8 protein-coding genes and 1 other RNA gene are annotated in these 12,415 nt (G+C 65.3%); 2 read left to right on the top strand and 7 right to left on the bottom strand.

What is annotated here, in order from left to right:
* The 5 genes from putA to H926_RS35535 all read right to left on the bottom strand — a co-directional run.
* The coding region (putA, locus tag H926_RS0105785) for a bifunctional proline dehydrogenase/L-glutamate gamma-semialdehyde dehydrogenase PutA (RefSeq protein ID WP_022675469.1) at window positions 1–3,109 on the bottom strand (3,109 nt) is incomplete at its 3' end.
* Window positions 3,110–3,295: 186 nt separating this feature from the next.
* Window positions 3,296–3,715: RNase P RNA component class A (gene rnpB / locus H926_RS30715), an RNA gene on the bottom strand.
* Between the two features lie 10 nt (window positions 3,716–3,725).
* Window positions 3,726–4,430: an N-acetylmuramoyl-L-alanine amidase gene (locus H926_RS0105780; RefSeq protein ID WP_022675468.1), complete on the bottom strand. Its 705-nt coding sequence runs from the start codon at window positions 4,428–4,430 to the stop codon at window positions 3,726–3,728.
* A 16-nt stretch (window positions 4,431–4,446) separates the two neighbouring features.
* Entirely contained in the window at window positions 4,447–5,088 is a 642-nt protein-coding gene (locus H926_RS0105775; RefSeq protein WP_022675467.1) for a histidine phosphotransferase family protein, read from the bottom strand.
* Window positions 5,089–5,165: 77 nt separating this feature from the next.
* Window positions 5,166–5,957, bottom strand: coding sequence for a Mov34/MPN/PAD-1 family protein (locus tag H926_RS35535; protein WP_369801234.1), 792 nt, complete (start codon window positions 5,955–5,957; stop codon window positions 5,166–5,168).
* A 93-nt stretch (window positions 5,958–6,050) separates the two neighbouring features.
* On the opposite strand from H926_RS35535, the gene H926_RS0105765 reads away from it, so the two are divergent.
* Together H926_RS0105765 and rpoH are read left to right on the top strand one after the other, a co-directional pair.
* Entirely contained in the window at window positions 6,051–6,995 is a 945-nt protein-coding gene (locus tag H926_RS0105765) for an RluA family pseudouridine synthase (RefSeq protein WP_022675465.1), read from the top strand.
* 115 nt (window positions 6,996–7,110) lie between these two features.
* Window positions 7,111–8,025: an RNA polymerase sigma factor RpoH gene (gene rpoH, locus H926_RS0105760; protein ID WP_022675464.1), complete on the top strand. Its 915-nt coding sequence runs from the start codon at window positions 7,111–7,113 to the stop codon at window positions 8,023–8,025.
* A gap of 180 nt (window positions 8,026–8,205) precedes the next feature.
* On the opposite strand, the gene H926_RS0105755 is transcribed toward rpoH, so the two are convergent.
* Together H926_RS0105755 and H926_RS0105750 are read right to left on the bottom strand one after the other, a co-directional pair.
* Complete coding sequence (locus H926_RS0105755; RefSeq protein ID WP_022675463.1) at window positions 8,206–11,382, bottom strand: error-prone DNA polymerase; 3,177 nt, start codon at window positions 11,380–11,382, stop codon at window positions 8,206–8,208.
* A partial coding sequence (locus tag H926_RS0105750; RefSeq protein WP_022675462.1) for a DNA polymerase Y family protein occupies window positions 11,379–12,415 on the bottom strand: 1,037 nt, incomplete at its 5' end. The genes H926_RS0105750 and H926_RS0105755, both read right to left, overlap by 4 nt.

Raw genomic sequence — 12,415 nt, 5'->3', positions numbered from 1 at the left:
CAGGGCCCGGTTGCCCCAGCGCGCCAGCCAGAACGGGCGGGTTGCCCGTGGCGCCGCGCACCAGTCGCGCCAGATAGAGCGGGCCACCCGCCTTAGGCCCCGTGCCCGAAAGGCCCCGGCCGCCGAACGGCTGCACGCCCACCACCGCGCCGATGGTGTTGCGGTTGACATAGAGATTGCCCGCTTCCACCGCCCGCGTCACCCGCGCCACGGTATCATCCAGCCGGGTGTGCAGGCCAAAGGTGAGGCCATAACCGGTGGCGTTGATCTGCGTGATCAGACGATCCATGTCGCGCGCGGCAAACCGGACGACATGCAGCACGGGGCCAAACACTTCGCGGCCAAGGGCAGCAAGGCCAGGAATCTCGATCAGCGTCGGCGCCACGAACGTGCCGTTGGCGCACTGATCGGGCAGGGGCAGGCGGTGCACCCGCGCGCCGCGCTCGGCCATGGCTGCCACGTGTCCCTCGATCCCGTCGCGCGCCTGCGCGGTGATCACCGGCCCCACATCGGTTTCCAGCGCATCGGGATTGCCGACAGTCAGCTCTGCCATCGCGCCGCGCAGCATCGCCAGCGTGCGATCGGCCACGTCTTCCTGCAGGCACAGCACGCGCAACGCGGAACAGCGCTGGCCCGCACTGTCAAACGCCGAGGCGATGACATCTGCCACGACCTGTTCGGCGAGGGCCGAGGAATCGACGATCATCGCGTTCTGCCCGCCGGTTTCGGCGATCAGCGGGATCGGTCGGCCGCTCGCATCGCTGCGCGTGGCCAGGGTGCGCTGGATAATCCGCGCCACTTCGGTCGATCCGGTAAACATTACCCCCGCAACGCCTGGCGCCTCCACCAGCGCAGCGCCAATCGCGCCATCGCCGGGCACCAGATGCAGCACATCGGCGGGAATGCCGGCGGCATGGAACAGGCGCACCATTTGTGCCGCGATCAGCGGCGTTTCCTCGGCCGGCTTGGCCAGCACAGGGTTGCCCGCCACCAGCGCGGCGGCAATCTGCCCGGCAAAGATCGCCAACGGGAAGTTCCACGGCGAAATGCACACCACCGGCCCCAGCGGGCTGGTATGGGCCAGGGTGCTGCGCGCCTGCACCGCGTAATAGCGCAGGAAATCCACCGCCTCGCGCACTTCGCCCACAGCATTGGGGGCAGTCTTGCCGGCCTCGCGCATGATCAGGCCCATCAAGGCGCGGCCTTCGTCTTCCAGCAGGCAAGCCGCGCGTTCCAGCATCGCCGCGCGTGCGGCCACCGGGGTCGCCGCCCACATCGACGCCGCGGCTTGGGCGCGGGCCACGGCGGCTTGCGCACCTGCGGCGTCCAGCGGCCAGACTTCACCCACGATATCGCGATGATCGGCCGGATTGCGCACCGCCTCGCCCGTGCCAGGTTCGCCGGCCGTCCCTGCCTGCCATGCGCGTTCCGTGCTGGCCATCAGGCGCGGCGCAAGATCGGCCAGGATCGCTTCATCGGCCAGGTCGAGCCCGCTCGAATTGCGGCGATCGGCAAAGAGCGCGGCGGGCAGGGCCACCGCCGGGTGGGGCGCGCCGGGATCTACCTGTGCCGTCACCACCGCCACCGGATCGGCCACGAGTTCGTCAATCGAGACAGCCGGATCGTTGATGCGGTTGACGAACGAGGAATTGGCCCCGTTTTCCAGCAGGCGCCGCACCAGATAGGCCAGCAGCGTCTCATGCGTGCCCACCGGGGCATAGACGCGGCATGGGCGGTTGAGCTTGTCGGCGCCGACGACCTGGTCATACAGCCCTTCGCCCATGCCGTGCAGGCACTGGAACTCATAGTCGCCCATCGTGAAATCGGGCCCAGCCAGGTGCAGCACGGTCGCCACCGATTGCGCGTTGTGGGTGGCAAACTGGGGGAACACCACGTCCCGCGCGGCCAGCAACTTGCGCGCACAGGCGACATAGGCAAGGTCGGTATGGACCTTTTGCGTATAGACCGGGAAATCAGCGAGGCCATCGACCTGCGCGCGCTTGATCTCGGCATCCCAATAGGCGCCCTTGACCAGCCGCACCATGATACGCCGGCCCGCGCGCCGCGCCAGGTCGACGATCCAATCGATCACGAACGGGCAGCGCTTCTGATAGGCCTGCACCACGAAGCCCAGGCCATTCCATCCGGCGAGGTCGGGATCGGTCGCCAGGCTTTCCAGCAGGTCAAGCGACAGCTCCAGCCGGTCGGCTTCCTCGGCATCGATGTTGAGGCCGATGTCATGGCCCTTGGCCATTACGCACAGCGCCTTGACGCGCGGCAGCAGTTCGGCCTTGACCCGCTCGGCCTTGGCCCGGGCATAGCGCGGATGCAGCGCCGACAGCTTGATCGAGATGCCCGGGCCCCCATGGATGCCGCGCCCGGCACTGGCCTTGCCGATCGCGGTGATCGCCTGCTCGTACGACGCGTTATAGCGATCGGCATCGGCGGCGGTCATCGCCGCTTCGCCCAACATGTCGTAGGAAAAAGCAAAGCCCTTGGCCTCGCGCGGGGCAGCACGGCGCAATGCTTCCTCGATGGTTTCGCCGGTGACGAACTGTTCGCCCATCATGCGCATCGCCGCGTCCACCGCGCGGCGGATCACCGGCTCGCCCATCCGCGCGATCAGGCGCGTCAGGCTGGCGCCGAGACCGGCCTCGTCCTCGGCCTGGACCAGGCGACCGGTCACGAGCAGCCCCCACGAGGCGGCATTGACGAACAGCGGGCGATCCTTGCCCACGTGGCCGCGCCAATCACCAGGCGCGATCTTGTCACGGATCAGCGCGTCGCGCGTGGCCACGTCGGGGATACGCAGCAGCGCTTCGGCCAGGCACATCAGCGCGACCCCCTCCGGGCTGCTCAGCGCATATTCCTGCACCAGTGATTGCACCGCGCCGGGGCGGGCATCGGCGCGCAACTGGCTGATCAGGGTGCTGGCCGTGGCCGCGATCGGCGCGCGCAGGTCTTCGGGCACGGTCGCTTGCGGCACAAGCGCTGCAATGCAGGCTCGCTCGTTGCGGCGCGTGGCGGCGGTGATCGCCTGGCGCAGCGGGGTTTCCCCGGCGAGCGGGGTGAAGAAGCGGGCGAACGGGCGGGGCGCAGGCTGATCCATAGGGCCATGGTATCACGGCCTGCACAGGCCATTGGCCCTATTTTGGCAGAGGCCCAGTCCAAATGGCCTGAATACGATACTGCAAACAGGCCGATTTCAACGCCTCGGCAGATGGCTGAGGCTGTCATGACTGACAGACGCCGCACCGGCCTAGTGGAGCTAACATTTGCCTGGTCTGACTGAATACGCGCCGGGGAGCCTATAAGCCGGGTTCTGTCGCACCGACGGTATCCCACGTGTGGACCGTATCGGCACGGGCAGCCATTCCTCTTGGCGACCTGTTGCCAAGCCGCTCTAGCAACCAACCCGGGCAACTGGCGCGAAACACGCCTGCATCCACGAGGGATGCGCGTTGCCCCTATTCGGTCTTGCTCCGGGTGGGGTTTGCCTTGCCGCTTCCGTTGCCGGTCGCGCGGTGCGCTCTTACCGCACCCTTTCACCCTTGCCCAAGGCTTGAAAAGCCCTGTCGGCGGTTTGCTCTCTGTGGCACTTTCCCTTGCCCGGTTTGCACCGGGCCGGCGGGCGTTACCCGCCACCCTTGTTTCGTGGAGCCCGGACTTTCCTCGGCATCAGACGAAGTGATGACGCGGCTGCCCGGCTCCCCGGCGCGAGGGCGTCACCTAGCATGGCCCAGGTCGCGCGCCAACAGCAGTTCGAACAGCAATGCGCCGATTTGTCCGTCCACCTCGCCGTCGATCTTGTGCGGACGCCAGCGCCGCTGGAATGCGGCAACGGCTGCTTCCTTGTCGCTGACATCATAGCCAAAGCGTTCGAGCGCCAGGAAAAACGCGCCTTCGTTATCATAGAGCAGACGCATCTTGGGGCGGGGGCGGGGCAGGGTCAGGTTATAGCGGGCCAGCATGTCCCAATCGAACAGTTCGCCCGGATCGGTCTTGCGGGCCGGCGCCACGTCGGAATGGCCCACCACGTTGGCGCGGGGAATGTCATGCCTGCGCACGATATCGCCCAGCAGCGGCACCAGCGCTTCCATCTGGGCATCGGGGAAGGGGCGATAGCCAAACTCGTGCCCGGGGTTGACCAGTTCGATCCCCACGCTGGCGGAATTGACATCGGTGATGCCGCGCCAGAAACTGCGCCCGGCGTGCCAGGCACGTTTGGCTTCGTCGACCAGGCGGATCACCGTGCCGTCTTCATCGATCAGGTAGTGCGCCGAAACCTCGGCAGCCGGGTCTTTCAGGCGCTCCAGCGCCTCGGCCGCGCTCTGCATGCCGGTATAATGCAGCACGATCATCGTTACCGGCAGCCGTCGCTCGTTGAAATTGGGCGACGGCTCCTCGCGATGGACCAGCCAGCGGTTCATGCGGCGCGGCGGTCTGTCAACGAACCGGCAGCATGGCGCCCAGCACCAGGGCGTCGGCGGCAACATGGGTCTGGAAACCACCGCCCAGGCTCTGCGCCAGCTGATAGAGCATGGCAGCCGGCGCGGTGCGGCTGGACAGTTCAGCCGGCGGCAGCGTGCCGGCCAGGGCCTGGGCCACCAGCGGATCGAACGCAATGCGCGGCCCGCTGGCGCGGATTACCAGCTCGGTCGCGCCGTTTCGCACTTCGCCGGCGATGTCCAGGCTGCCGCCACGCACCAGCGCTTCGATCCCGATCAGGGACAGGTTCAGCAGCGTTTTCACGGCCGCCTTGGGCAGCATGTCGTCCGCCAGGGCCCAGGCCACTGAAATGCGAGGATTGGCTGCAACCAGCGCATCGACCAGCGTGCGCGGTTCGGCCACGGGCACCATATCGCCAAAGCCACCGGCTGCACCGAACGCCAGGCGGAAGAAACGCAGCTTGTTGGCCGAACTGGTCGCGCTCTGTTCCAGCAATTCCATGCACTTCTGCCGCATTTCCGGGTCGCGTTCCTCGGCCAGCAGTTCCAGCCCGTTGGTAAGCGCGCCCACCGGGCTCAACAGGTCGTGGCAAAGCCGCGAGCAGAGCAGGCTGGCGAGATCAAGCGTGGCAATGGTCATGGCAGATTGGGAAGCCTTCCGGGGTATGCAATGCGTCGGGATCGGCTGCTGCTGCATCCTCTCCCCAGCAATGCGCCTTAACCGTCTGCGACGTGATAGGAAAGCGCCTGAAATACAGATGGCGCATCGCGCCACAGGCTCACCTGTCCCTGCGCCACGATTGCCCATATCCTGCCATCGCCCGCCGCCTGGGCAGAATCAGTGGCAGAAGGACGCGCCAAACCATTGGGATGCGAATGAAAATAGCCGATCAATGCCGGCCCACCGGCACGCGCGGCGCGGTGCGCGGCGATCAATCCGGCCGGATCGATCTCGAAATGATGCGACGGATCTGGTGCCACATTGGTGCATTCCTGCGCCAAGGCGATATGATTTCCATGGCCGAACAAGAGCCCGCATGCCTCAAGCGGGTGCGCCCGCGCCGCTGCGTCGAGCATGGCGGTAAGGGCGGCGGGGGATAGGGTCATATCAAGCGTTGCGCTGGCGCCCTTCGACAAGCTCAGGGCGAACGGCGTTTGGGTGACAACAACTTCATTATCCCCCCCTCCGTTCGGGCTGAGCCTGTCGAAGCCCCCTGGCTGAACCCCACTGCCTTGCCGATTGCGCGCCAAAATCTTCAACCGATCCCAGTCACCGTCGATCAAGGCCTGTTTCTTTGCGCGAGACCATCTTTTGATTCGCAACTCAGCCGACAACGCCTCGTCCCGTGTGGCAAAGTCCTGCTGCCAGACCAGTCGGACTGGGCGGCGCTTTGCCGTATAGCCGCTTATGCCGTGTTGGTGCTGCGCCATGCGCGCCTCCAGATCGTCTGTATGCCCAGCATAAAACGATCCGTCGGCGCAGAGCAGCAGGTAGGCATGAAAGGCCATAGCGCTGTGAGATAAGGGGCCAACCATACTTGGTCTATCCCTATCGCCTACCCCCTTGTTCCCATGCCAAAGAATACCCATATCCTCAATCCAATGGGGGAATTAGACGACATTCTGACCGGCACGATCGCCGCGCCCGGCCGCCTTGACAAGGCTCTGGCCGACGCCAGCGGCCTGTCGCGCGAGCGGGTCAAGGCGCTGCTCGACGAGGGGCGCATTACGCTGGATGGGCAGGGCGTTCGCCAGGCCTCGCTCAAGGTTGCCGCTGGCGCTGCATTCGTCGTGCGCGTTCCCGCCGCGGTCCCGGCAGAGGCGGTGGCGCAGGATATTCCGCTATCGGTCACCTACGAAGACGATGCCTTGATCGTGGTGGACAAGCCGGCCGGGCTGGTCGTTCACCCGGCCGCCGGCAATCCCGATGGCACGCTGGTCAACGCGCTGCTGCATCATTGCCGCGGGCAGCTTTCGGGTATCGGCGGTGTGGCACGGCCAGGCATCGTACACCGGATCGACAAGGATACCTCGGGCTTGCTCGTCGTGGCAAAGAGCGATGCCGCGCACGAGGGGCTGGCCCGCCAGTTTGCCGATCACTCGATCGTGCGCGCCTACAAGGCGGTTACCGCCGGCCGGCCCATGCCCGCTGCTGGCACGATCCGTGGCGCGATTGCGCGTTCGGTGCATGATCGCAAGAAGATGGCCCTGGTCGATGATGGTCGCGGCAAGCATGCGGTAACGCACTATCGGACGCTGTCGCCCCTTGATGGCGCGGCCTTGGTCGAATGCCGCCTGGAAACGGGGAGAACCCACCAGGTCCGCGTTCACCTTGCATCAATCGGCCATTCGCTATTGGGTGATCCTGTCTATGGACGCGCACCCGCACGAATTCGCCCCATTCTGGCCCGGATCGGCTTTGCCCGGCAGGCACTGCACGCGGCAGAATTGGGTTTCATTCACCCCATTAGCGGTGAAGCGCTCCATTTCACCAGCTCGACGCCCGTCGATATGACGGAACTGATTGTCGAACTGGGCGGTTCTTGAGCTTGATCATGGTATAAATCGATTACTGTGTACCAAAAGGATGTGTGGCCCCACCGGGGAATGCTCGCTAGAGGTTCTTCATCGGGGAACTGACGCGACGAAAGGATGTGTTCAGGTGAGCAACAAGACAGCAGTGGCCAAAGCCCCCGCGACCGTTCCGGCCTTGGGCGGGGAAGCTAGCCTCAACCGCTATCTCTCTGAGATTCGCAAATTTCCGGTGCTTACGGCTGAGCAGGAATACATGCTCGCCAAGCGCTATCAGGAACATGCCGATCCTGAAGCCGCAGCGCAGCTGGTGACCAGCCATCTGCGACTCGTGGCCAAGATCGCCATGGGCTATCGCGGATATGGCCTGCCCGTGTCCGAGCTGATTTCCGAAGGGAACATCGGCCTGATGCAGGGCGTCAAGAAGTTCGAGCCCGATCGCGGCTTCCGTCTGGCAACCTATGCCATGTGGTGGATCAAGGCCTCGATGCAGGAGTTCATTCTGCGCTCGTGGAGCCTCGTCAAGATGGGCACCACCGCTGCGCAGAAGAAGCTGTTCTTCAACCTGCGCCGCATGAAGAAGAACCTCGAGGCGTTCGAAGACACCGACCTGTCGCCCGAAGACGTCAAGAAGATCGCCACCGACTTGGGCGTGCCCGAGCAGGAAGTGATCAACATGAACCGGCGCATGATCATGGGTGGCGATGCCAGCCTGAACGTGCCGCTGCGCGAAGACGGCGAGGGCACTTGGCAGGATTGGTTGACCGACGATCGCCCCTTGCAGGACGAGACGGTGGCCGACGCCGAGGAAGCGCACTATCGCCACGACATGCTGGTCGAAGCGATGGGCAGCCTCAACGATCGCGAGCGTCACATCCTGACCGATCGCCGCCTGGTAGATGACCCCAAGACGCTGGAAGAACTGAGCCAGGTCTATAACGTCAGCCGCGAACGCGTGCGCCAGATCGAGGTGCGCGCCTTTGAAAAGCTGCAAAAGGCGATGCAGCGCATCGCCGGCGAACGGCACTTGCTGCCGGCAAGCTGATTGATTTGAGTATGATGGAAAAGCCCGGTTGTCCAAAGGGATGGCCGGGCTTTTTTGTTGGCATTCGAGGTTGCGTGGGGCCGCGGATCAAGTCCGGGGCGACGATTGTTGGATCGTTCGTCAGTTTAAAGTCTCCCGTCGCCCCGGACTTGATCCGGGGCCCTACGCGAGGTTTGCCCCTCAATGAAAATCCCGTGATCTCGGCAACACCCGCACCTGTCGCGGATGCCGTGCCATGGCGGGATCGGGCGCTGGCACTCCACCATCCTCTTGCAACTGTGCCAAAGCAGCACTGGCATCATGAACGCAAGACACCATCAGGTGCACCACGCCTTCCTTGCTGCGTTGCACTTCTCCATCGATCACCATGAGCCGCGCCGCCATGACGGGGCGCCGCTGCTTCTCGAAATCGCGGGCCCACATCAGGGCATTGACCACGGCGGTTTCGTCTTCGATCGTAATGAAAATGGCGTTGCCCTTGCCGGGCCGTTGCCGCACCAGCACCACGCCGGCCACACGCACCTTGTGCCCGTCACGCGCGGCGTTGACGTCGGCACAGGATATCGCGCCGCGCGCGGCAAAGCTGTCGCGCAAAAACTGCATCGGATGGCCTTTGAGCGAAAGCCGCTGGGTCTGGTAATCGGCCACGACTTCTTCGGCCAGGGGCATGGCGGGTAAGGCCGCATCGGGTTCGGCCGCCAGTTCGGGCGCATCCAGCGCGGCAAACAGGGGCAGTTGCCTGGGCGGCACGCGGCGCACGTCCCAGCCCGCCTGGCGCCGATCGCGGCCCAGGGAGACCATGGCATCGGCATCGGCCAAAAGCGCCAGCGCGCGCGGCGGCAGTTCGGCACGGCGCGCCAAGTCTTCGGGAGAGCCGAACACGCCAGCCAGACGGGCGCGCACGATCGCGGCGGCCCATTCTTCCTTGAAGCCATCGATCATCCGCAGGCCAAGGCGCAGGGTGCGGGCATCGTCCAGCGTGCAATCCCACCAACTGCGGTTCACATCGGGCCCGTGCACCACCACGCCGTGTTCGCGCGCATCGCGCACCAGTTGGGCCGGGGCATAGAACCCCATGGGCTGACTGTTGAGCAGGGCGCAGGTAAAAACCCCGGGATAGTGGCATTTCAGCCATGACGAAACATAGGCCAGCCAGCCAAAGGCCTGGGCGTGGCTTTCGGGAAAACCGTATTCGCCAAAACCCTTGATCTGTTCAAAGCAGCGCTCGGCAAAATCCGGCGGATAGCCGCGCGAAACCATGCCGGTGATGAACTTCTCCTGGTAATTGGTGACCGTGCCATGGTTGCGGAACGTGGCCATGGCACGGCGCAGGCCATCGGCCTCGGGCGGGGAGAAGCCGGCGGCCACGATGGCCAGCTTCATCGCCTGCTCCTGAAACAGTGGCACGCCCAGGGTCTTTTCCAGAACCTCTTGCAATTCACCTTTCGGGCCGGGGTACTCCACCTTCTCTTCGCCATTGCGGCGGCGCAGATAGGGATGAACCATGCCGCCCTGGATCGGCCCCGGTCGCACGATCGCCACCTGGATCACCAGGTCATAGAGCTTGCGCGGTTTCATCCGGGGCAGCATCGCCATCTGCGCGCGGCTCTCCACCTGGAACGTGCCCACGCTGTCTCCCCGGCACAGCATGTCGAACGTCGGCACGTCGTTGCGAGGCACGGTGGCCAACGCATAGCGCCCCAGGTTCAGCCGCTCCATCAGGTCAAAGCTCTTGCGGATGCAGGTGAGCATGCCCAGCGCCAGCACGTCCACCTTCATCAGCTTGAGAACGTCGATGTCGTCCTTGTCCCATTCGATGAACGTGCGATCGGGCATGGCGGCATTGTGGATCGGCACCAGTTCATCCAGCCGGCTCTGGCACAGCACAAAGCCGCCGACATGCTGCGAAAGGTGGCGCGGGAACGTCAGCAACCGATCGACCATGTCGCGTAGGCGGGCGATCTCGCGGTTTTCAGGGTCGAACCCGGCCTGCGACAGGCGCTCTTCGGGCAGCGAGCCGCGCCCCCAACTGCCCCACACCGTGCCGGAAAGCCGCGCCGTGACATCTTCCGACAGGCCCAGCGCCTTGCCCACGTCACGAATGGCGCTGCGCTGGCGATAGCGGATCACCGTGGCGACGATCCCGGCGCGCTCGCGGGTGTAGCGGTGGTAGATATATTGCATCACCTCTTCGCGCCGCTCATGCTCGAAATCCACGTCGATATCGGGCGGCTCATGGCGCTCTTCGGAAAGGAAGCGAGAGAACAGCAGCTTTTCCTGAACCGGATCGATCGGCGTGATGCCGAGCAGATAACAGACGAGGGAATTGGCCGCAGATCCACGACCCTGGCACAGGATCGGCGGGGAAAGACTGCGCGCATAGCGCACCACATCGTGCACCGTCAGAAAATAATAAGCATAATTTTTTGAAGAGATTAGGCGAAACTCTTCATCCAGAACCTCTTGGTATCCAGGCGGCAGGCCATGGGGGAACTGGCGTGCTGCATTCTCCCGCACCAGATGTTCGAGCCAAGCCTGCGGGTTCCAGCCTTCCGGTACCGGCTCGTGCGGGTATTCATATACGATCTGGTCCAGCGTGAAATCGATGCAATCCAGCCAGTCGCGTGTCGCTTCCAGGGCCTCTGGGCACAGGGTGAAAAGACGGGCCATTTCGGCCGGCGGCTTGATATGCCGCTCGCCATTGGCGGCAAGGCGGCGCCCGGCGGCATGCACGGTGGTGCCAAGCCGCGTGGCCGTCAGCACGTCATGCAGGGGGCGGTCTTCGGGCACGGCATAGCGCGGATCATTGCTGGCAATCAGCGGCACGCCGGCGCTTTGCGCCAAGGCCATCCGCCGGGCAAGATCGCGGCCATCGGCCCCGGCACGCGGCATCGTGGCCGCCAGCCAGAGGTGGGGCGCAGCCTCGGCCAGGCGGGCGAGCAGATCGGCACTGCCGTCCATCGCGATCAGGGCCACGCCATCGGTATGGTCCAGCAGATCGGGCAGGGTAAGGTGGCACTCGCCTTTCTCCACGCGGCGATTGCCCATGGTGAGCAGGCGCGTCAGCCGCCCCCATGCCGCGCGCGTGGTGGGATAGGCGGCGATATCGGGCGTGCCATCGGCAAAGCACAGCCGCGCGCCAACCTTGAGGGCAAAGCCACCTGCCTTGCCGCCAATCTCTTGCCACGCGGCATGGGCACGCACCACACCGGCCACGCTGTTGCGATCGGCGATGCCGATGCCTTTGAGGCGCAGTCCATGCGCGCGCGCCACCATTTCCGCCGGATGGGCCGCCCCGCGCAGGAAGCTGAAATTGGTGGCAGCGACAGGTTCTGCAAAGAACGGAACCCCGGTCATGGAAACAGCCCGTGGACATACCAGGCCGGCGTGGTTTGCGTGCCATAGAGGCCGCGCCGGAACACCCACAGGCGGCGGCCGCGCCCATCCTCGATCCGGTAATAATCGCGCGTGGTGCGGTCTGCGCCGGTGCCCATATGCCCGCCGCGCTGGCGCCACCATTCTGGCGCGATGCGCTCGGGCCCTTCGGCGTGGACCACTTCATGCACCGTGCCGCGCCAGCGCAGCCGCAGCGGCGGGCCATCAGGCACTCCGGCGATCACCTCGATCCCCTGCGGCGGATCGAACAGCAGCAGGGGGCGGGGCATGGCGGCAAGGGAAAACGAAACGGTTCCGTTCCATTTGGCGGCCGGCGTCTGAACCTGTGCCTGCTCGGGCATGTGGCGATCGGCCGGGATCAGGCGCAACACGGAATCCTGGCCCAACCGCACACCCAGCCGATCGATCAGCGCCTGCAGATTGTCCTGGTTTTCCTCCGCCTGGTCCAGTCCGGTCTGTCGCGCAGCCAGGGGTTCGGCCCGCTTGACCGCCAGGGTAATGGCATCGAACCCGAAGCCGGGATCGATCGGATCAGCCAGGTTGTCGATCCGCTCGCGCAGCAGGCGCACCACGAGTGGCGGATCGCGCGTGGGCTGGCCGGTTTCCACCGTCAGCACCCGCCGCGCGCCATCGCTGCGATGCAGGGTCAGGACAAAGCGCCGCCCGCCCAGCCCGCGCTGTTCCATCTGCGCGGCAACCTGGCGCAAGAGATTTTCGGCCACCTCGAGCACGTCATCGGTGCGGGCGATAGGTTCGGCAAAGCGGGCCTCGGCCCGGATCGGAGCCTGCATGGGTTGCGGGGCCAAGGGGGCGGCAACGTCTCCGGTCAACTGGCGCAGGCGCAGCACCACTCCTTCGCCAAAGCGGGCAGCCAGGGCTGGGGCCGGGCGTGTGGCCAGATCGCCCAGACGCTTGAGCCCGGCGCGGCGCAGTGCGCTGGCGGCCTCCTCGCTCAGGTCCAGCGCGGCCACTGGCAGGGCCGCCACGTCCTCCG

This window comes from Novosphingobium sp. B-7, from assembly GCF_000410615.1.
GTDB lineage: Bacteria > Pseudomonadota > Alphaproteobacteria > Sphingomonadales > Sphingomonadaceae > Novosphingobium > Novosphingobium capsulatum.
This window is presented reverse-complemented; position numbering and strand designations above follow the sequence as displayed.